The organism is Caldisphaera sp. (assembly GCF_046536515.1).
Lineage (GTDB): Archaea > Thermoproteota > Thermoprotei_A > Sulfolobales > Acidilobaceae > Caldisphaera.
Genome location: NZ_JAWDMQ010000001.1, coordinates 18,451 through 38,473 on the forward strand (window position 1 = coordinate 18,451; position 20,023 = coordinate 38,473).

Consider the following 20,023-nt stretch of genomic DNA (forward strand, 5'->3'; position numbering starts at 1 on the left):
CTTATTCTACAATAATATAAACTGGAGCATGATCAGAGCCATAAATTTTATCTAATATATCACAGTCTTTAACCCTATCTAATAAATCCTTAGAAACAACACAATAATCTATTCTCCAACCTATATTTTTTTCTCTAGCATGGAATCTGTAGGTCCACCAAGAATACCTATTTGGCTCCTTATGGAAAACTCTAAATGCATCAACATAACCCATTTCTAAAAAATGTGTCATCCAATCTCTTTCTTGTTGAGTAAATCCAGGATTGTTAATATTATCTTTAGGTCTTGCAATATCTATTTCTTTGTGTGCAACATTAAAGTCACCACAAATTATTTTTGGTTTGCTTAAATTGTTCAAATATTTCTCTATAAGGCTATTAAAGTTCAGTTTATAGTCAAGCCTTGTTAATCCATGTTGGGCATTTGGAAAATATGCATTTATCACATAATAGTCTTTAAATTCCAATGATATTACTCTCCCTTCAGAATCAAATTCATCATGGCCTATACCATATGTAACGTTGAGAGGTTTTACTTTACTCATTGTAAGAGTTCCTGAATAACCTTTTCTCTTAGCTGGATTAATGAAAATTTCGTATCCAAGCGTTTTCAGCTCTTCTGGAACTGTATCTGTTTTAATTTCCTGAAACATTACAATATCAAATTCTAATATCTCTTTTGGAATGCCTTTATCTAAGAGACTTCTCAATCCATTTACATTCCAAGTTAAAATTTTCATTAAATCACCTAAATGTTAAATTTAAAACAAAATATTTAAATATTTATAAGGATTATACATCAACATCAAAAATGTTTTAATAGAATTTTATTGAACGTTCAGCAAAGTAAATTTTATTATTTAATTATAATGATCTTGGTGCTAAAAATGGCAGAAAAGAATAATTTATCAAAGAATTCTGTAACATTTCTGGGAGATTTCTTTAATTCTCTAGCAGGTCAAGCACCAACTTACAGCATAGCTGGAGGAACAGCTTATATATTAAGTACATCTTATGCTTCGTCACCATTGGCTATGCTGATAACATTAATTGGCATATTAACTATAGTATATTCAGTTATATTTTTGTCAAAAAGATATGCGCACTCAGCCAGCTTTTATTATTATGTATCAAATACTTTAGGTACTTTACCAGGTTATATAAATGGTATAATATATACAATTTTTTATAGCATTATAGGTTTAGGATCGATATCAATTGCGTTTGCCTATTTAGGCTTTGAAGCCATCTATGCATTAACAGGTATAAAGATTAATCCGGTATTCTTACTTATAATACCTGTATTATTAGCATATATAATAGCTTATTTAGGAATTAAACCGAGCATTAGATCAGAATATATAGTTTCAATAATTGAGATCACTATTTTATTAATATTTATAATTTTTTCTTTTGCATATAATGCAAAAAATATGTCATTAATACCCTTTACTCTAAAAGGAACATTTTCAAGTTCATTGATTGGTAAGTTAGCTGCCATTTCAGGTGGGTTAATTTTTTCTATAACTTATTTTATGGGGTTTGAAGTATCTACGCAGCTAGGTGAGGAATCAAAAGAACCTAATAAAAACATACCGAATAGCACCTTTATATCAACCTTAATTATGGGTATACTATATATTTTATCAACATATGCTATATTGTTAAATATAGGTTATAGTTATAATTCTATAGATAATTTTGTTTCACAAGCACAGGGAGAAGGAGTAAATCCAGTTTTTCTTTTAATGAGAAAGTATTTGGGATTATTTGGTTTAACAATATTTTCAATTATAACATTAATTAGCGTTTTTGGTTGCTATTTGGCTACTTTAAATGCTACCTCTAGGATGATTTATGGTATGAGTAAAGAAGGTTTAATGCCTAGCAAATTAAAAGTAACGCATAAGAAGTTCAAAAGTCCTATAAATGCTTTAACTGTAAGTACATTGATGAGTATAATTGCAATTATTATATTTTATTTAATATCATTAAATTCAGGTAATTTAATAAATTTGACATATAATGCTATGGAAAGAGCTTATGCAATAGATTCACTTTATTATGTTATTTCTCTTGCATTAATTTCAGTATCATCATTTTTAATTTCCAAAATAATTGGTAAAATTATTAGTATTATTGGATTAGCTATTCTAGCAATAACATTTTATTATTCCATAATAAATATTTATTATTTGGTTGCATTAATATTATCATTTATATTAACAATCTTGGCTTACTTTTTGTTTAAAAATAAATATCAGATAAAGATATAAACATAACTATAGACTATTTTCTAGAGGGGAAATAAATGGGCAAGGTAGCATTGGTTAATGGCCTTGTTTTTGACTCAACAAGAAAACCTGTTTTTAAAGGAAATATTTTAGTTAATAATGGAAAAATTGAAAAAGTTGGAAAATCAAATGAAATATCGATTCCTGATGATTATAATGTAATTGATTTAAAGGGTAAATTTATTATGCCTGGCTTAATAGATGCTCATCTCCATTTAACAGGAAGCAGAAGCGGAAAAGTAGAAGAAGACTTAATAACACCAATAGGTGTATTTTTTGCAAGAGCTATTAAAGATTTAGAGTCAATTATTGATGCAGGCTTTACAACTGTTGTAGATGCAGGAAGCATAATAGCCCTCCAGCTGAAAGATGCAATTAATGAAAAAACAATAATGGGACCTAGAATTATTGCAGCAGGTCCGGTTTTATCTCAGACTTTTGGACATGGAGACACGCATTATATGCCAATAGAATACGTTGATTATAGAACAACGAAAAAATTAACTCCTTTTACTTCTTTAATTTGTGATGGATCAGACGAATGTAGAAAAGCAGCTAGATATGCATTTAGAGAAGGGGCAGACTTCATAAAAGTAATGGCTTCTGGAGGAGTATTATCACAAAGAGATAGACCAGAATATAGACAATTTACTTTGGAAGAACTTAAGGCTATTGTGGATGAAGCTAATGCTGTAGGGAAATGGGTACATGCTCATGCAGAAGGAAAGATAGGAATAATAAATTCAGCGAAGGCAGGAATAAAAGTAATAGCTCACGGTGATATGATGGATGAAGAAGCGGCAAATGAAGTTTTAAAAGCAGGCAGTGTAGTAATTCCAACATTTGCAATTGATTATGCTTTATTAGAGAAAGGAAGCGAACTGGGTGTACCTGAATGGGGTATGAAAAAAATAAAAGAATTATATGAGATACATGTTGAAAATGCTAGACTAGCATATAAAATGGGAATTAAGCTAGCTACTGGAACGGACTTTTCTGGTGGGGTAGGAAAACATGGAGATAATGCTATGGAATTAAAACTTTTTGTAGAAAAAATTGGTATGAAAAATGAAGAAGCATTAATTTCTTCAACTAAGATTGCTTCGGAAGCAACTGGGTTAGAAAAATTAATAGGGACAATAGAAGAAGGAAAGATTGCAGACCTAATTGTTATTAATGGAAACCCTCTGGATGATATAAACGTATTACTAAATAAAAATAACATACAACTTGTTATGAAAGAAGGTGAAATATATAAAAATAAACTTATGTAATCTTGAAAAATTTTAAATTTTTATTATATTTTTAAACATTTTTAAATTAATAGGAGTTCCTTATATATTTTATAATGTTTTCGTATATACTATACTAACAAAATATTAGCAAAATAAATACATTTAAAAAATAATTTTAGATAATTAGTATAATTTAGGTGTGCCTAAAAATGGAAAAATATAAATTATTCTGTATATTAGGATTATGTATTCTATTATTATTTTCTATGCCTTTTGCTTACTCTAAATCGGGAACTTCCAAATTTATAATCAATCAAACTACATTTAACCTCACCCCAGGTCAAAAAATAAGCGAAGAGTTCCAGCTAATTTTAAGTAGCGGAAGTACATGGGGCACAAGCATTGTTGTTTCTCCTTCTATAACTGGAATATCAATAATATTTAATCCAAGTAGTGGCGATCCAACTTTTTCTGGTACATTAACCATATCGGTTTCAAACAATACTAAGCCAGGAGAATATATATTTAATGTAAGTGCAACTGGAGACGTTCCAACTACTTCTCCAACAACAATTATAGTTTATGTAAGTTCTCCAGCAGTTACTACAACAACGACTTCAACAACGACTTCACCTCCTCAAACAACATCATATACCTCTCCTACAACTCAAACCGGAGTTACTTCAACAAGTCAAAAACATAATAATTATTTTTCATATGTCATAATTATAATGATATTATTAGCTATTATAATAGGGAGTTCATTATATTATACTAAAGGATTAAAAGCAAACAAATTTGCTATGACAGGCTTATCTGTAATTAGCGTTATATTATCACTTTATCTAATTGTTGCTGATTCAACATTAAGAAATTTTGCAGCTATTCATTATTATTTGCTTATTATATATACTATAGTATTGATAAAGCAAACGACAAACCTTCCCCTTCTAGGGGCGAGGTAAAGTTTTTTAAGTTTAGAAACTTATTAAAAATTGAGACAGTTGCTAAAGGGGTATGCGTCACTGAAACATGAGGTACGCCTCTACCCCAACTAACAAGTGTAATAAAATAGGGTTCCAAGCCGATCAACTCTTAAGGCATGAGGAGCGGGAGCCGATTTCTCCCGCAATATCGGCTTGGAGGATAATAGAGTAGCACCCGTAAAAGGGGTGTAACCCTTGAGACCTCAGGAAACTCGCCCTTCAGGGCGGGGAGGAGGTCAGAGCATTAAATCCAATCATGTATATTACAAAAGAAGAGATTAGTTTTACTTTGTTTAGCATTATTACGGGTTTATTTTTTATAGGTATGCTTATAGATTCACTTATGGGTATGCCCTTTTCATCTTTAGAAAATGTTGGTAGCGGATTTAGTTTAAATTATTTTTATGGTTTTGGAATGAATGGATTATCAAATTTTTCAATTTCATTTGTTTTTTCTTCTTTATTAATAGTAACGTTTCTTATATTAATTATTGGCATAATAAGTGTTGTCAAATCAAAAAATTCCGCTAATGTTTGATCATGAAAAAAGATAAAAATTTAATTATTCAATTAATACGAGCATTTATTTATATTAATTTTTCTAAATAAATTATTTACAATCTTTTCATTCACTTTTTTCCCATGAGGTCTTAAGCCTCCAGTAAAGCTTGAGGGAATATGCAACAGTTCATGAATTATTACCTTTACTTTTTCTTCCTTTGATAAAATATCAAATCTTTCACTTACTACTTCAATCACATAGATAGGCTGTGATTTTAATGCGAATCTAATGGCTGATGGTATGGAATAAATCCTTGCAAAAGCCCTTGTTTTTGCATTATAGCTCCTAATAATATAAACATATTCAAGTTTAATATAATCTAATTTTAAGTCATTTACAATGCATTCCATTAAATTTTCTAAAAATTTATCATTTTTGTATGTTATCATTTCTATCTTAACCTTAGCATTATATAAGCAAAAACTTTTGAGTCATTAATTAAATTATCTATAATAGAATATTCATTAGGCTGGTGTGCGACATCATCATGGGTTGACCAAACAACAGCTTCATAATTATACGCTCTCAAAAATGATGCAAAAGTTATACCTCCAATGCCTCCAACAATAGCATCTTTATTTCTTAATTCTTTAATAGTTTTTTTAATTTCTAAGACTAATTTATTATCGGTACTTGTTGGCTTAGGAGAATCGTTTTTATCTATTATTTCAAGATCTATTATAGGAAATACTTTGTCTTCTATAATTTTTTTGCTTTTTTCTTTTAACTGTTCAATGGTTTCGTTAATTTCACTTAATACACTATCCAACTTATAATCTGGAATAACTCTACAATCAAAAGTAACTTCATGAAATCCTGGTATAATGTTTGGTGAAGAAGAGCTTCCTTTTACCATTGTAGGTTCAAAAGTAGACTCAGGAGGATCAAACAAATTATTTGTTTTATTAAACTTTTTGTGAAGTCTATCATCTATTTGTTTGGCTAATTCAAGTGAAATCCTATGTGCATTTAAACCTAAATGTGGTGTCGAAGCGTGTACCTGTTTGCCTTTTATTATTAGTCTAAATTGTAATATAGATTTTTCAGCTATTTCAATAAAAGTTCCATCTTTATTACCTGCATCTGGCACCAAATAGTAATCGTCTTTATTAAAAAGATAGTTATGGTTTTCTAACAAGTATTTCATTCCATATTTAGATCCGGCCTCTTCATCGCTTACAAAAGCTAGCTTTATTGTTAATCTTGGACTAACTTTTTTATTCATTAGAGCCTTTACTGCATATAAAGATGATATAAGTGATTGTCCATTATCTTCAGAGCCCCTAGCATATATTTTGTTGCCTATGATCTTTGGTTCAAAAGGCTTTGTTATAGTCCAATCCAGCATATTTCCAGGTGGTACTACATCGATATGGGTAATTATCCAAAGAGCCTTGCTATCTTCGCCTTTATAAGTTGCTATTATGTTTGGTCTAACTTTATCTTTAGCCCTATTATCAGTAGAATAAAACTTTTCTATTTTATCGAAATTAAATTCGTTGTTTAAAATTTCTATGAGTTTGTTAGCTTTATCAATTTCCCCTTCTCCGCCAAAATCGGGACTTATAGCAGGTATTTTTAGAAGATCTATAAAAGATTTAATCGCATCATCCTTTATTTTTTCAACTTCTTCTAAAACTAAGCTCTCCATTTGTATCCCTATTATTTTAAAACCTATAATTAATATAAAAATTTATTCTATGAAAAGATATTAAGTTAAAGTACAATATAATTAGATGTGATAAAAATGGTTGAAAAAGAGAAAATTACTTCTGATGAAGTTGATATCGAATATGAAAAAGATAAGGTTACATTAAAAAAATTAACAAGAATGACTAAAAAATTAAGTTTTGCTGGTATAGAGACACCAGATATGAAAGATCCTCTAGCAATCCCCCCACTCAGATTGGTTTCTTCAGATAATTTATCTATAGAGTTTTCTAGAAGAAGATTTTCTTTACCTTTTTATCATAGGAATATGGATTACGACGAACTAATAATTTGTTTAAAGGGCAAAGCTTTGTGGGAAACTGAGACAGGAAATTTTGAATTAAATGAAGGAGAAATGTTAATTATACCAAGAGGTATAGCTCATAGACCGATAAATCCTAGCAACGATTATATGGCATTAGAAATAAAATATAAGAATAAACTCTCTTTCTCAGTATAAGGGTTAAATGCTATCTACAAAATAAATTTTTCTAATTTTTTTATAGAATGCAACTTTAGAATTTACAAAATTTATTAAATCCTCTTCTTTTATTTTTCCTTTATAATTTTCCTTTAGTACTACTTTGGCTACCGGTAAATCACCAACTTCAGGATCTTTTTCTCCAAATACATAAACTTCTTTTACAGCTTCATGTTTTAATAGCAAGCTCTCTATATCTTTTGGAAATATAGGATATGCTTTATACTTTAACATCCTTTTTTTAACTCCCTTAAAGTATAATAGTCCCTTATCATCTGATGAAACTAAATCGCCTGTTTTTAGAAAACCTTTATAAAACGCTTTATTAGTTTCTTCGGGATCTTCATATCCCTTCATTATCCAAGGAGCTTTAATTAAAAGCTCTCCAGTTTCTCCTTGCTTCACTTCTTTTTCTGGGTTATTCGGATCAACTATTTTTATTTCAACACCATATATTGGTAATCCTAAAGTACCTTTAACTTCATATAATTCCTTCGGCTGATACGTTACTGTCCAAGATTCCGTCATACCATAGAATTGGACTAAAGGTGAACCAAATACCTTTACAAACTTTTCCTGCGTTTCTGGCTTTAATGGAGCTCCACCAGAAAGGCCTAGCTTAATAGTATTTCTAAAATCTTCATTAGATTTTTCTATAGTTTCTATGAGAGAATCAAAAGACATAGGGGCAGCAGACATAAAGTTTATATTTAAATTTTTTATTGAATTTTTTACTAATTCTGGATCCCATCTTTGAACCATAATTGCCGTTCCGCCATTAAATAATGGAGTTAAAAGGCTTATTTGTAACCCTAATACATGGGTTATTGGGGCTATAACAAGTGAATTGGGTTTAAAATCAAACGAAATCGTTTTAGATAATGCTTGAACAGCATATGATAAACCCTTATAAGTATGGTAAGTTTGCATAGTCCTTCCTGCTATGCCTGCATAATACATTATTACTGAAACGTTATCTAAATTTATTATTTTATTCTCATTATTATTAACATTGCTCTTAATAATGTCCTTTAAATAAAAAACTTTGGGTAATTCGTTATCTTCTTTAACCTGACCATCTAATACTAACACTTCATTTATACCTGAATCCTTAAGAGTTTTTCCCTCCCTTTCAAAAAATTGCCAAGATATTAAAGCATATTTTATATTTTTTCCTTCAATTTCTAATTTTAAATCTTCAGAAATTGTTAAAGGATCTACCAATACAGCCATATTTCCGCTTTTCATTATACCTAATAATCCGATAACTGCATCAATCGTGTTATGGGCTGCAAATAATATTTGAGATTCTCTAAACCCTTTTTCTAATAAAAAACTAGATATCTTATCAGATAAGTATTTTAAATTATGGTTTGTAATGCAATGATAATTTTCAAGCTGTATTATGCTACATTTATCATGTTCTTCCTCTGATAATTCATCGAAAAATTGAAATATTGGTTTATTAATAAAAAATTGATTCATAAATTATAAATCACCATTTCAGCTACCACTCATCGCTTTTTTAAATTCTTCGTATCTTTTTCTTAAATCTTCAAAAGCTACTGGATCGTCAAGCGTTGATAAATCTCCTAAAGGCTCGTTTCTAACAGTTGCTCTTAATAATCTTCTCATAATTTTACCACTCTTTGTCTTTGGTAACTTGTTAACAAAAACAATGTAATCTATTATAAAGCCAGAGTTCTTTGCATATTCTTTTAATTGATTAGATAACTTTTCATCTGGTGTATAACCTTTTCTGGGGACAACAAATAGCAATAATTTTTCTCCTTTTCCTTCAAACGATGGCATGCTTGTTGCTGCAACTTCAGCAACTGCTTGATGGTTTCCTATTAAGCTTTCAACTTCCATAGTACCTACTCTTTCACCACCTGGTTTCAGAACGTCATCAGCTCTACCTAATACAAACAAATACCCATCTGAATCCATGTACCCATAGTCTCCAAAGAATACGTAACCTGGGAATCTTGATGTATAGACTTTACTATATCTTTCCAAATTTGGATCATTCCACATTTTTCCTAATGCTGGAGAATAAGGTTTCAATACTATATAACCTTTTTTACCTGGAGGTAATGGAGTTCCATCATCATCAACTATTACTACTTTACTTAATGGAAATTCAATACCTGCAGAACCTGGCTTAAACGGTATTTCTCCTATTCCGTAAGGAGTTGCTGCTGCAGGTGATAAATGCTCTGTAAACCAATAAGCATCACCTATATATACATCAGGCAATTGTTCTCTAAACCAATTAAAGAATCCTACATTTAAAGTTTCCCCGGTATTGAGAACTATTCTAAGTGATGATGTATCTCCGGCTTTAACTGATTCTTCTCCTAAGCTCTTTAATGCATAAAGTGAGGTAGTTGATTGCCATACTAAGGATACATTAAACCTCTCTACAATTCTAGACCACAAATCCGGTTTAGCTCCAATATAGCCTTCAAATAAAACTGAAGTGATTCCGGAAACTGGAGCTGTGTAAAGGTTTGCCATAGGCCATACCGGCCAACCTAATGCCGAAACAGTCCACCAAACATCATTAGGTCTCAAATCATATAATCCTCTAAAGGTCCAATTTAATGATAATGGGTATCCTATTTGTGTTTGTGTAATTCCTTTAGGCTTTCCGGTCGTACCGCTAGTATAGTAAATTGTTCCTACTTCATTAGCTTCTACTGGTTCTGGAGGAACGTAAACTTTACCTTTAGGAGCTATATCCTCGTAAACAATATCTCTATTTTGTTTTAATGAAAAGTTTGTAAAACCTCTGCTAACAACTAAAACTTTTTCTATAGGCAAGTTAAATTTATTAGCAACATTATCAAAGTAGTTCTTGATATTAATTTCTGAACCTGCGTTTATAGTATTACCAAATACAACAGCATATTTTGATCCTGTATCAACAAATCTGGTTGCAATTATTTCATCAGTTAAACCGACATAATGTATTACAGCTATAGCTCCTAACCTATGAACAGCAAGTCCAAATATAACTGCCTCTGGAGAACTAGCCATGAGCATTGATACAGTATCTCCATGTTTTACTCCCATTTCTTTTAAAACATAAGCTGCCCTGTTTACCTCATAATATAAATCTTGATATGTAATGGATTTTGTATTTCCCTTCTCGTCCATCCAATAAAATATTACTTTGTTTGCTTCATTAGGCAAATGCCTATCAACAGCATTATATGCTAAGTTTGAAATTCCCCCAACAAACCACTTTTCAAAAGGTGGTGTTCCTTCCAAAATTTTTACTGGCTCTTTAAACCAAGTCATTAAATTCATTCTGTCGCGCCAAAATTTCTCCGGATTTTCTAACCCCTCTTGGTTCATTTTCCTTATTTTTTTATAAGAAAATAACTCCCCTTCCACCTATTTTCACCTTGTACACATTATAGTATTTGATCTTGAATATTTAAATTTTCCCACATAGTTCCTACTATACAAATTGCTTATATAGTAGATTTAGAAATTAATAATAATTAAAAAATAAATATAGCATAATAAAAATTAAATAAATTAACTTAATTCAAAATATTTTATATCGTTTATAGTTCCTTTTCTTTCATTAGTTGGCCTAAATACAGGCTTTAGCTTTATACCAATTTCTAGCTTATCTAACGGCACGTTTAATAGGTGTATTAATCCTGTTTCTGCGTTTTTAGGTTTAACTACACCTACTATTCTGGGACTAGATAAATTATTTTTGTACATATCTTGGTATACTATTGTATATGAAACTAAGATCCATTCATCATTTATTTCTACTAGTTCTCCTTGAGTGAAATCAGGGCAAAACGTTTTTGGAGGGACATATATTTTATCATGGCATTTCATACCAAGTATTTTTCCTTCCTTTAATCCTTTAGCGAATTCTAGTCCATGAATACCTGGTGTATATACATATTTTTCAACTTCTTGTTCTCCTGGAAATATAACTAAATCCTCCATCCTATTTCTTTTATCATAACTCATATCATATCACCTCATAATGGCTCAAAACATTCTATATCTAATATGCTTCCCGTTCTTTCCTCTTTAGGTTTCCACTTCACTTTAACTTTCATGCCTATGGCTTTTCCGCTTATTACATCTTGAGGATCAACGCATATTTTATGGAAAAGTCCTGCAAATTCATATTCTCCATCTCTGTAACCAGGAACATCAAGTTTTATAGTTCCTACAACTTCAGGCTTTTCTATTTTTTCTCTTTTTGTAGATATATAAGTAATTACAGCTGTGTGAATTTCTCCTGTTTGGGGCACTTCGACCCATTCGTTTGTTGCAACATGGCACCACTCGCAATAAGACCTTGGAGGTACAAATATTCTACCGCACTTTGGACATTTCCTTCCTAATATTTTTCCTTCTTTTAATCCCTGTAAGAACTTCGATATTGTTGTTCCAGCTGCAAAATCATATTTTGCTTGAGGCATATCTTCAACTAGACCTATAAGGGAATACATCTCATTTTCTTTAAGTTTTATTCCAGGTAACTTATTTATCTTAGAGCTCATATCATACACCCCCTAATTACTTAAAACTATAACTGTACCAGCTTGCATGAGATCTCCCCAGGCATTCGCAACAGCTTTATGAACCGGCTTCTTAACTTGTCTTTTTCCAGCTTCGTATCTAAGTTGCCAGAAAAGCTCTGCAACTTTCATTGTTCCAGCGGCAGCTATTGGATTTCCGACACCTAATAATCCTCCACTTGGACTTGTTGGTAGTTCTCCGTCTCTATTAAAATATCCTTCCTTGACTAGTTTCCATGCTTCGCACGGTCTAGCAAGCATTAAACCTTCTATATGATGTAACTCCTTATAATCGAATGGATCGTATGGTTCAGCAACGTCTATTTCTTTCCATGGCCTTTCAATTCCAGCCATCTTATATGCCATTCTTGCTGCATGGTTTAGGTATCTTGGAAATGCAAGTTCTCTATTATACCAATGCTGATTTTCAAGCGTAAATCCTATACCATCTACCCAAACTGGGGTATCTGTTATTTCTCTGGCAACATTTTCTGACGTCATTACTAAAGCAGCTGCTCCATCTGTAACAGGTGAAACATCTAATAGATTAACTGGCCATACTAAGGTTTCACTCTTTAAAACATCATCTACAGTTATATTTGCAGCCGTCAATGCGGCAGGATGATCCAATGCATTTCTTTTGTTTTTAACGCTAACAAGGGCAATATCTTCTTTTTTAGCGCCACACTTAGCCATATATCTCCTCATTTCCATTGCGAATATCCAGATTAAATTAGGTCCCAGCGGTCTTTCAATAATTGGATCCCATATATACTTGAAAACGTATTGTGGATGCGGATGGGCTGGACTCATTTTTTCTTCAGCAATAACCAAAACTTTCTTGCAGACACCGCTAGCTATATGCCAATATCCTGACTCTGGGACAAAAACTCCAGTGCCTCCTCCAACATATACTCTAGTCATGGGTTTATTGATTGCTCCAGATCCATCCGCTAAGTATTCTCCTTTAAAGTGCATTCCATCAAATGTATCAGGAGCTGATCCAATAACAACACAATCTATGTCTTTGAGAGTTAAACCTGCAGAGTCTAAAGCCATTTTTGCAGCTTCCCATGCTAGTTCTCTAGGTGTTTCTAAAGCTCTCCTCATAAATGTAGTTAGACCAGCACCTACTATTGCTACTCTATCCTTCATAAATATATTAGATCTCATCTTTCTCACCTCACACCGAAAGAAGAGCTACCATACTTGTGTAAGTTGGAACCCCCCTCCATGATGCTACTAGACCTCTCCTAACATTTTTCAACTGATGATTGCCTGCTTTACCAGTTAATTGAAGATAAGCTTCTAATAGCCTGGATAACCCAGTTGCCTCTAGTTGAATTCCCATAGACAAGCTACCTCCGCTGGGATTAATTGGTAGATAGCCATCACGATTAAAGTCACCTTTTTCTAGCATTTTATGGGCTTCACTTTCTTTAACGAGCATTGTCTCTTCTAAAGCTAATAATTCCATAAAACTAAATCTATCTTCTACTTCTGCAAAATCTACTTGTGGGTTTCCGTTAAGATTAGCCAATTTATACGCCATAATTGCTGCATTTCTAAATGACTTCATTTTTCCCCATTCATGCCATTCTGTTGCCCCTGTACCAGTTTCTGTTGAATATCCTATTCCCTCTATCCAAACTGGATTATCTGTTAATTTCTTTGCATATTCCTCGTTAGCTAAAACAAATGTTATACTAGCATCACTAAATGGAGCTATCTCATAATTTGTCATAGGATATATACTATAGTTAGATGATAATACATAATCCAAATCTAACTTTGTTGAAAAGGAAGCTCTTTCATTGCTCAATCCATTATTTTTATTTTTAACTGCAACCATAGCTAAATGTTCTCTTTTCGCGCCTGTTCTTTTCATATATGCAACAGCGTCTAAGCCTGCATAAAATAATGGATTAACGTAATCCAAAGGCCTTACATGCAAAGGATCTAATGCAAACCTATAAATATCCTGTAAAGTCTTAATTTCGCTTGGTTTTCCATGGGATTCTACAGATACTACATTAAAGTGACCAGTTTTGATGAGCATATATGCATGAGCTATTCCTTCTAATCCATCTCCAGCAACAGTAAAAGTTGGTCTTAATGCTCCTCCAATTGGTTCTGGGGCGAATTCATCAGCAATTGCTATTCCCTCCCACATGTCTTCTTGACAATCAACAAAGGCATCTACATCATATCTTGGATCAATTTTGGCGCTAGAATATGCTCTTGCTGATGATTCGAACATCATATCTTGAAAGGATATATCAATTGTTGTTGGCTTAAAACCATACCATCCCGCTGCGACTATACCAACACGTGACATTAGCACACCCATATGTATTTTGAAAAAAACTTGTATAAATACTCTGAGTATATTAGTATATATAACAGTGTACACGGAGTAAGTGGTGGGAGAATGGTATATATTTGGACACCTCCAAAAGAATTAAAGGATTCATCAAATGTATTTGAATTCATGCAAAAATATAATTTTGAAGATTATGGTAGTTTAGTTAAAAAAAGCCAAGACGATTTAAAATGGTTTTGGGGTAATTTGCCAGAATGGCTAGGATTAGAATGGTTTAGAAAATTTAAAGAAGTTTATGATACTTCTCAAGGGATCGAATGGACTAAATGGTACATAGGGGGGAAAATTAACATTTCTTATAATGCTCTTGATAGAATAATAAAAAATGGGCTAGGTAATAAAACAGCAATGATATGGTATGGAGAAGATGGGAAAGTAGTTAATTTAAGCTATATAGAAATGCTTGATAAAGTAAATAGATTATCAAATTATTTAAGTGAAATAGGTGTGAAAAAAGGTGATGTTGTATCAATTTATGCGCCATTAATGCCAGAAACTGTTATAGCTATGTATGCTTCTTTTAGAATAGGCGCTATAGCTAACCCAATATTTAGCGGGTTTGCCCCTGACGCTGTAGCAGAAAGGATAAGGGCTGCGAACTCAAAGGTGTTGGTTACATCGGATGGATATTATAGAAAAGGAAAAATAATAGAGCTTAAAAAAAGCGCTGATGAAGCTGTTAAGAAATCTGGCGTAGATTTAAAAGTTGTTGTTGCAAAAAGATTCAATAAAATGGAGCTTCCATGGGATGAAAAAAGAGATATTTGGTTTGACTCTGCAATAAATGGAAAAAGGCCAAATTTTGAAGCGGTAGAAACAGAAGCTGAAGATCCAGCATTGCTTATGTTCACGAGCGGAACAACAGGTAATCCAAAAGGAGCTGTAATTAGCCAAATAGGGTCTATTTTGCAGCCATCAAAGGAGCATTATTTCAACTTAGATATTAAACCTGGATCAATCAGAGATTATAATGATATATTATGGTGGATTACTGATATTGGATGGATGATGGGTCCGTGGCAAGTTATAGGAACTCAAATTTTAGGAGCAACTCATTTTTCACTTGAAGGAGCACTGGATTATCCGAGTAAAGATAAAGTATGGGACCTTATAGAAAAACTTAAAATAACGCATCTTGGATTTGCTGCAACGGCAGCAAGATTGCTAAAATCTTTTGGAAATGAAGCTTTAGAAAGCCACAATTTATCTAGCTTAAGAGCCTTCGGAAATACTGGGGAACCAATAGATGAAGACACCTGGTTCTGGGTAATGAAAGAAGTTGGTAAAGAAAAGAGGCCTTTAATTAATTTAAGCGGAGGAACAGAAATATTAGGGTGTTTTCTCTTACCATCTCCTGTTGTTAATCTTAAACCTTCAACCCTTTGGGGACCAGGTTTGGGTATGAGTGTTGACGTTTTTGATGACTATGGAAATCCTGTAAGGAATAAGCCAGGTTATCTTGTTGCAACAAAACCATCTCCAAGTATGACTAGAGGACTTTGGAAAGATCCGAAAAGATACCTAGAGACTTATTGGAGTACATTTAAAGGGGTTTGGTTCCATGGAGATTATGCGTTAATAGATGAGGATGGTCTTTGGTTTATTTTGGGGAGAGCTGATGATGTAATAAAAGTAGCAGGCAAGAGAATTGGTCCAGCAGAAGTTGAAACCATAATAAATTCGCACCAAAGCGTAGCAGAAAGCGCATGCATTGGTTACCCAGATCCTGTAAAAGGTGAAGTTATAGTTTGCTTTACAATACCTAGGCCTAATAAAGATATTACAGATAAGGAAATTAATGAAATAAAGAGTTTAGTATCGGAAAAGCTTGGAAAGCCCTTTGAACCTGAAAAAATAGTCAAGGTTAAGGATCTACCTAGAACAAGAAGTGGAAAAATTATGAGAAGAATAATAAGAGATGTAGCAAAAGAAGGAAAGGCTAGCGTATCTCCTGTAATTGAAAATCCAGATTCCATTGAGGAAGTAAAAAGAGCTGTTAATGAATTAAAAGAAATAATGAAATCGTAGGCTAATAAAGCTACGGGTTTTGAACATTATATATATTTTTATATTGACTTCTTATTGTTTTTTTATCAAATTTTCCAGTGCTTGATTTTGGTATTTCATTTACAAAGAATATCTTATCTGGAATTTGCCATTTTGCAAACCTTTTTGATAAATGCTCTTTTAATTCTTTTTCTAACTCATTATAGTCTTTATTTCTATACTGTTCCCTCAATACTACAAGAGCTATAGGTCTTTCTTCCCATTTGGGATGAGGTACTCCAACTACTGATGCCTCTAAAACAGCAGGATGTGCCATTAAGTAGTTCTCCAAATCTATACTAGAGATCCATTCCCCTCCGCTTTTTATTAGATCTTTAATCCTATCGACAATTTTAACATAACCATTTTCATCTATAGTTGCGGCGTCACCTGACTTCCACCAATTATTAATAAAAGACTCTCTTGATCTCTCATCATTATAATACTGTTTTGCAACCCATGGACCTCTAATAATTAATTCTCCAATACTTTTTCCATCCCAAGGTAATTCATTACCAGCGGGATCTATTATTTTTACTTCAACACCAAATATTGGTAAGCCCTGCTTTCTTGCATATTCGATTTGCACATCTTCGCTTAGTTGTTTAATTTTTATCTTTGGAAGATTTGCAGTAACTAAAGGAGTTGTTTCAGTTGCACCATATGCATGAGTTATATTAATTCCAAATTCCTTCAGTTGCATCATAAGTGCCAATGGAGGTTCTGTGGCACCTGATACAAACCTTATATTATTCAATTTTGGTCTAGGTTCCATTTTTCTAAGCACTTCTAATAATGGAATTAATATTGCAGGAGCACCAGCTGCCGCTGTAACCCCTTCGTTAATTAAAATGTTTGCTAGGCTATCTGGTGTATATCTTCCAGGCAAGACTATTTTAGAACCCATCATTGTTGCAGCTATATGAGCTCCCCATCCGTTTGCATGAAACATAGGGACTATTGCTGCAAATGTATCTTCAGGCTTGAAATTTAATACCCCATTAATTCCCCAACCATGTAATATCAAACTTCTATGAGAATAATAAACGCCTTTCGGTTTACCAGTAGTTCCAGAAGTATAACATGCTGTTGCAGCTGATTTTTCATCGATTTCCTCATAGTTCTTTTTAGGAGAATTGCTTTTAATTAAATCCTCATAACTATATACATTGTTTTTAATTTCTATACTAAGCTTTGTAGGATCATCACTCATTATTATAGAAAAATCAAATTTATTATTCTTCATCAATGCATTTCCTAATTCTAATAGACTTTCATCAATTAAAATGCCCTTTGCTTTAGAGTGCTTAATTATATAATCGAGGTCATTAATAGCTAATCTTTGGTTCAATTCAAGCATAACTGCACCGATACCTGTTATTGAAAAATAAGACTCGTAATATCTATGATCATTCCAACCTAAGACCGCTATTCTATCACCTGGGTTAGTTCCTAACGATTCTAATGCACTAGACATTCTCTTTACGCGATCGTAAACTTGACTGTAATTCATTCTATGAACTTTTCCACCTTGCAAATTTCTGTAAGAAACTACCTCTGTGTCGTAATGAACTTTTGATGCATATTCAATTACTCTCCACAAATTAAGTTGATAATCATCATTCATTGTCGAGGGAAATCCCCTAATCATATCATAACCACCTTTGTCCCTTTATTTTTGTATTCAAAAAGGTATATAAACATTACATTGAAAACTAAAAATATTTTTTAAATATAGAAATAAAATCATTCTCCTTTATAAATTGGCTTTCTTTTTTCTAAAAATGATCTCATGCCTTCTGCAAAATCTTTTGAATCTGCTAATATAACCAGTTCGTTTAATGAGTTCTTAAGCGGGTTAACGAAAATTGATTTAGATGAATTTACTGCATTTTTAACTGCTTTTAATGATAATGGTGATATCTTAGATATTTTATTTGTAATTTCAAAAACAGCAATATCAAGTTGTTCGTCAGGAACAACTATATCTACTACTCCTAAGTTTTTAGCCTCATCCGCATTAATCCAATCTCCTGTTAACGCATATCTAACTATCTTCTTATTTGTTAAATAAATACCTAACGGAGAGGCTATAGGAGGAAACGCTGCAATAACTGATTCGGGTATTGAAAATATTGCGCTTTCCGTTGAAATAACTATATCTGATAATAAAGTTAACTCCATTCCTCCACCAAATGCGTACCCTTTAACTGCAGCAATAATCGGTTTTGTGTAATTTAACATTGTGTTAACTAAAGGCCATGCCAGCTCGTCAAGCCATTTTTTTGCTACAGAAGAATTAGTCCAATTTTTCATCATTTCTATATCATCGCCAGAACAGAATGAACTTCCTTCTCCTGTTAATACAACGGAATAAACTCTCTTATCGTTTTCTGCTTTTTCTAAAAATATCCTTATATTTTTCCAGACATCTTCATTTAAAGCATTAAGCCTGTTAGGTCTTCTTATAGTTATTACTGCATGGTTTTCCACTATTTCATAAGAAACTGGTCCCATATATTCTATAGAATATGTATAATCGAAAAATCCTTTTCCAGACTTAACTCCTTTTCCTGTATTCAACATATTAACTAAATACTGATTTGCTTTATATAGCTCGTATCCAGTTTCTTTATATCTTTTGTCTAATAAATTTATAATATTATCTAAACCATAATGGTCAGCATAATACAATGGACCATACGGCCAATTCATGCCTAGCGTCATTGATTTTTCTATATCATTTTTGCTAGCTACTTCGTTTTCTATAAGCCATGCAGCTTCGTTTACAGCTACAGATATTATTCTGGCTGGATTCAATTTATACATAGAATCGCTAGGTGCTAAAATCTGCTTTTTAAATATTTTATTTGTATATTTATAAAATCCCTCACCTGCCTTAGCACCAATTTTACCTTCTTTTACCATTTTCTCCAATATATTTGGAATGAAAAGCTTCTCTCCTCTTTTAATCATTTCGTTCAATGCATTATAAACTACATCTATTCCAACATAATCCAAGAGCTCAATAAATCCCATGGGAAATCCTAATCTAAATCTAGTCATTCTATCTATGTCTTCTTTGTTATACCCTTCTTCTAGCATTATAATTGATTCAAGGAATGTTTTTGTATTAATTCTATTAACTAAAAATCCTGGAACATCTTTTTTGACCAGCACATAATCTTTTTTAATTTTATTTACATATTCTATAATGCCTTCTAATGTTTCTTTAGATGTTTCTTTTCCTAGTATTAATTCAATCAACGGCATTAAAACTGGAGGATTCATAAAATGTATTCCTATAAATTTATCTTTTTTATCAATTGCTTTAGCCAAATCATTTATAGGTATTGTTGATGTATTTGTAGCTAAAATGGCATCCTTTTTTGCATATTCTAATACATTTTTAAATACTTTAACTTTTAAATCATAATTTTCAGGCACAGCTTCAATAATTAGATCGCAATCACTCAAATCTTTATAATCAGTAGACGTTTTAATTTTTTTAATTATATCATATATCTTTTCTTTTTCTATTAATTTTGATAAGCTTGATTCTATTTTTTTGATTGCATTATCTAATATTTCCTGAGAAACATCTATCATAACAACATCATATGAATTTAAGGCAGAAACCTCTGCAATCCCATGCCCCATTGTTCCAGAACCTATAATACCAACTTTTTTAATATTACCCAAATTCCTCACCTAATACATAATTGTACATATTATATTTAAAACTATTTTATAACATGTTAA

The 20,023-nt window shown here is 32.1% G+C and carries 18 protein-coding genes; 7 read left to right on the top strand and 11 right to left on the bottom strand.

Translation table 11 applies throughout. The features are described 5' to 3' along the window. Window position 1: 1 nt before the first annotated feature. Complete coding sequence (locus RXO53_RS00100; RefSeq protein WP_410712252.1) at window positions 2–739, bottom strand: exodeoxyribonuclease III; 738 nt, start codon at window positions 737–739, stop codon at window positions 2–4. A 147-nt stretch (window positions 740–886) separates the two neighbouring features. On the opposite strand from RXO53_RS00100, the gene RXO53_RS00105 reads away from it, so the two are divergent. The 5 genes from RXO53_RS00105 (at window position 887) to RXO53_RS00125 (ending at window position 5,052) form a co-directional block, all read left to right on the top strand. Then, a complete protein-coding gene (locus RXO53_RS00105; RefSeq protein WP_410712253.1) occupies window positions 887–2,275 on the top strand; it encodes an APC family permease in 1,389 nt (462 codons plus the stop codon). Between the two features lie 35 nt (window positions 2,276–2,310). Continuing rightward, entirely contained in the window at window positions 2,311–3,567 is a 1,257-nt protein-coding gene (locus tag RXO53_RS00110) for an amidohydrolase family protein (protein WP_410712254.1), read from the top strand. 227 nt (window positions 3,568–3,794) lie between these two features. Then, the gene (locus RXO53_RS00115; RefSeq protein ID WP_410712255.1) at window positions 3,795–4,493 is read left to right on the top strand and encodes a hypothetical protein; all 699 of its coding nucleotides are present in this window, start codon (window positions 3,795–3,797) and stop codon (window positions 4,491–4,493) included. Window positions 4,494–4,560: 67 nt separating this feature from the next. Next, entirely contained in the window at window positions 4,561–4,686 is a 126-nt protein-coding gene (locus tag RXO53_RS00120) for a hypothetical protein (RefSeq protein WP_410712256.1), read from the top strand. Between the two features lie 84 nt (window positions 4,687–4,770). Then, entirely contained in the window at window positions 4,771–5,052 is a 282-nt protein-coding gene (locus RXO53_RS00125; protein WP_410712257.1) for a hypothetical protein, read from the top strand. Between the two features lie 32 nt (window positions 5,053–5,084). On the opposite strand, the gene RXO53_RS00130 is transcribed toward RXO53_RS00125, so the two are convergent. Together RXO53_RS00130 and RXO53_RS00135 are read right to left on the bottom strand one after the other, a co-directional pair. Then, window positions 5,085–5,465, bottom strand: coding sequence for a putative metallopeptidase (locus tag RXO53_RS00130; protein WP_410712258.1), 381 nt, complete (start codon window positions 5,463–5,465; stop codon window positions 5,085–5,087). Between the two features lie 2 nt (window positions 5,466–5,467). Beyond that, entirely contained in the window at window positions 5,468–6,727 is a 1,260-nt protein-coding gene (locus RXO53_RS00135; RefSeq protein WP_410712259.1) for a M20 family metallo-hydrolase, read from the bottom strand. 96 nt (window positions 6,728–6,823) lie between these two features. Between RXO53_RS00135 and RXO53_RS00140 the strand changes: the two genes are divergently transcribed. Beyond that, the gene (locus RXO53_RS00140; RefSeq protein ID WP_410712260.1) at window positions 6,824–7,246 is read left to right on the top strand and encodes a cupin domain-containing protein; all 423 of its coding nucleotides are present in this window, start codon (window positions 6,824–6,826) and stop codon (window positions 7,244–7,246) included. 3 nt (window positions 7,247–7,249) lie between these two features. Here the strand turns inward: RXO53_RS00140 and RXO53_RS00145 are convergent, their stop codons facing one another. The 6 genes from RXO53_RS00145 to RXO53_RS00170 all read right to left on the bottom strand — a co-directional run bounded on the left by RXO53_RS00145 (window position 7,250) and on the right by RXO53_RS00170 (window position 14,170). After that, a complete protein-coding gene (locus tag RXO53_RS00145) occupies window positions 7,250–8,752 on the bottom strand; it encodes a class I adenylate-forming enzyme family protein (RefSeq protein ID WP_410712261.1) in 1,503 nt (500 codons plus the stop codon). Between the two features lie 18 nt (window positions 8,753–8,770). After that, window positions 8,771–10,669 (bottom strand): AMP-binding protein, encoded by a 1,899-nt coding sequence (locus RXO53_RS00150; protein ID WP_410712262.1) that lies wholly within the window; start codon window positions 10,667–10,669, stop codon window positions 8,771–8,773. A gap of 147 nt (window positions 10,670–10,816) precedes the next feature. After that, window positions 10,817–11,272, bottom strand: a complete 456-nt coding sequence (locus RXO53_RS00155) for a Zn-ribbon domain-containing OB-fold protein (protein WP_410712263.1) — start codon at window positions 11,270–11,272, stop codon at window positions 10,817–10,819. An 11-nt stretch (window positions 11,273–11,283) separates the two neighbouring features. Then, window positions 11,284–11,814 carry a Zn-ribbon domain-containing OB-fold protein gene (locus RXO53_RS00160; protein WP_410712264.1) on the bottom strand — a complete coding sequence of 177 codons (531 nt, stop codon included), beginning with the start codon at window positions 11,812–11,814 and terminating at the stop codon, window positions 11,284–11,286. 12 nt (window positions 11,815–11,826) lie between these two features. Further along, window positions 11,827–13,005 carry a thiolase domain-containing protein gene (locus tag RXO53_RS00165; RefSeq protein WP_410712265.1) on the bottom strand — a complete coding sequence of 393 codons (1,179 nt, stop codon included), beginning with the start codon at window positions 13,003–13,005 and terminating at the stop codon, window positions 11,827–11,829. Between the two features lie 10 nt (window positions 13,006–13,015). After that, window positions 13,016–14,170 carry a thiolase domain-containing protein gene (locus RXO53_RS00170; RefSeq protein WP_410712266.1) on the bottom strand — a complete coding sequence of 385 codons (1,155 nt, stop codon included), beginning with the start codon at window positions 14,168–14,170 and terminating at the stop codon, window positions 13,016–13,018. A gap of 93 nt (window positions 14,171–14,263) precedes the next feature. Here RXO53_RS00170 and RXO53_RS00175 point away from each other — a divergent pair, with 93 nt between their 5' ends. Further along, on the top strand, window positions 14,264–16,243 hold the full coding sequence (locus RXO53_RS00175) for an AMP-binding protein (RefSeq protein ID WP_410712267.1): 1,980 nt from the start codon (window positions 14,264–14,266) through the stop codon (window positions 16,241–16,243). A gap of 10 nt (window positions 16,244–16,253) precedes the next feature. Here the strand turns inward: RXO53_RS00175 and RXO53_RS00180 are convergent, their stop codons facing one another. Continuing rightward, window positions 16,254–17,912, bottom strand: coding sequence for a long-chain-fatty-acid--CoA ligase (locus RXO53_RS00180; RefSeq protein ID WP_410712268.1), 1,659 nt, complete (start codon window positions 17,910–17,912; stop codon window positions 16,254–16,256). A gap of 95 nt (window positions 17,913–18,007) precedes the next feature. Beyond that, the gene (locus RXO53_RS00185; RefSeq protein ID WP_410712269.1) at window positions 18,008–19,963 is read right to left on the bottom strand and encodes a 3-hydroxyacyl-CoA dehydrogenase/enoyl-CoA hydratase family protein; all 1,956 of its coding nucleotides are present in this window, start codon (window positions 19,961–19,963) and stop codon (window positions 18,008–18,010) included. Window positions 19,964–20,023: the final 60 nt, after the last annotated feature.

Excerpts from the sequence above, each read along its gene's own strand:
- RXO53_RS00100 (WP_410712252.1), bottom strand. The coding sequence starts at position 739 with ATGAAAATTTTAACTTGGAATGTAAATGGATTGAGAAGTCTCTTAGAT.
- RXO53_RS00105 (WP_410712253.1), top strand. The coding sequence starts at position 887 with ATGGCAGAAAAGAATAATTTATCAAAGAATTCTGTAACATTTCTGGGA.
- RXO53_RS00110 (WP_410712254.1), top strand. The coding sequence starts at position 2,311 with ATGGGCAAGGTAGCATTGGTTAATGGCCTTGTTTTTGACTCAACAAGA.
- RXO53_RS00115 (WP_410712255.1), top strand. The coding sequence starts at position 3,795 with ATGCCTTTTGCTTACTCTAAATCGGGAACTTCCAAATTTATAATCAAT.
- RXO53_RS00120 (WP_410712256.1), top strand. The coding sequence starts at position 4,561 with ATGAGGTACGCCTCTACCCCAACTAACAAGTGTAATAAAATAGGGTTC.
- RXO53_RS00125 (WP_410712257.1), top strand. The coding sequence starts at position 4,771 with ATGTATATTACAAAAGAAGAGATTAGTTTTACTTTGTTTAGCATTATT.
- RXO53_RS00130 (WP_410712258.1), bottom strand. The coding sequence starts at position 5,465 with ATGATAACATACAAAAATGATAAATTTTTAGAAAATTTAATGGAATGC.
- RXO53_RS00135 (WP_410712259.1), bottom strand. The coding sequence starts at position 6,727 with ATGGAGAGCTTAGTTTTAGAAGAAGTTGAAAAAATAAAGGATGATGCG.
- RXO53_RS00140 (WP_410712260.1), top strand. The coding sequence starts at position 6,824 with ATGGTTGAAAAAGAGAAAATTACTTCTGATGAAGTTGATATCGAATAT.
- RXO53_RS00145 (WP_410712261.1), bottom strand. The coding sequence starts at position 8,752 with ATGAATCAATTTTTTATTAATAAACCAATATTTCAATTTTTCGATGAA.
- RXO53_RS00155 (WP_410712263.1), bottom strand. The coding sequence starts at position 11,272 with ATGAGTTATGATAAAAGAAATAGGATGGAGGATTTAGTTATATTTCCA.
- RXO53_RS00160 (WP_410712264.1), bottom strand. The coding sequence starts at position 11,814 with ATGAGCTCTAAGATAAATAAGTTACCTGGAATAAAACTTAAAGAAAAT.
- RXO53_RS00165 (WP_410712265.1), bottom strand. The coding sequence starts at position 13,005 with ATGAGATCTAATATATTTATGAAGGATAGAGTAGCAATAGTAGGTGCT.
- RXO53_RS00170 (WP_410712266.1), bottom strand. The coding sequence starts at position 14,170 with ATGTCACGTGTTGGTATAGTCGCAGCGGGATGGTATGGTTTTAAGCCA.
- RXO53_RS00175 (WP_410712267.1), top strand. The coding sequence starts at position 14,264 with ATGGTATATATTTGGACACCTCCAAAAGAATTAAAGGATTCATCAAAT.
- RXO53_RS00180 (WP_410712268.1), bottom strand. The coding sequence starts at position 17,912 with ATGATTAGGGGATTTCCCTCGACAATGAATGATGATTATCAACTTAAT.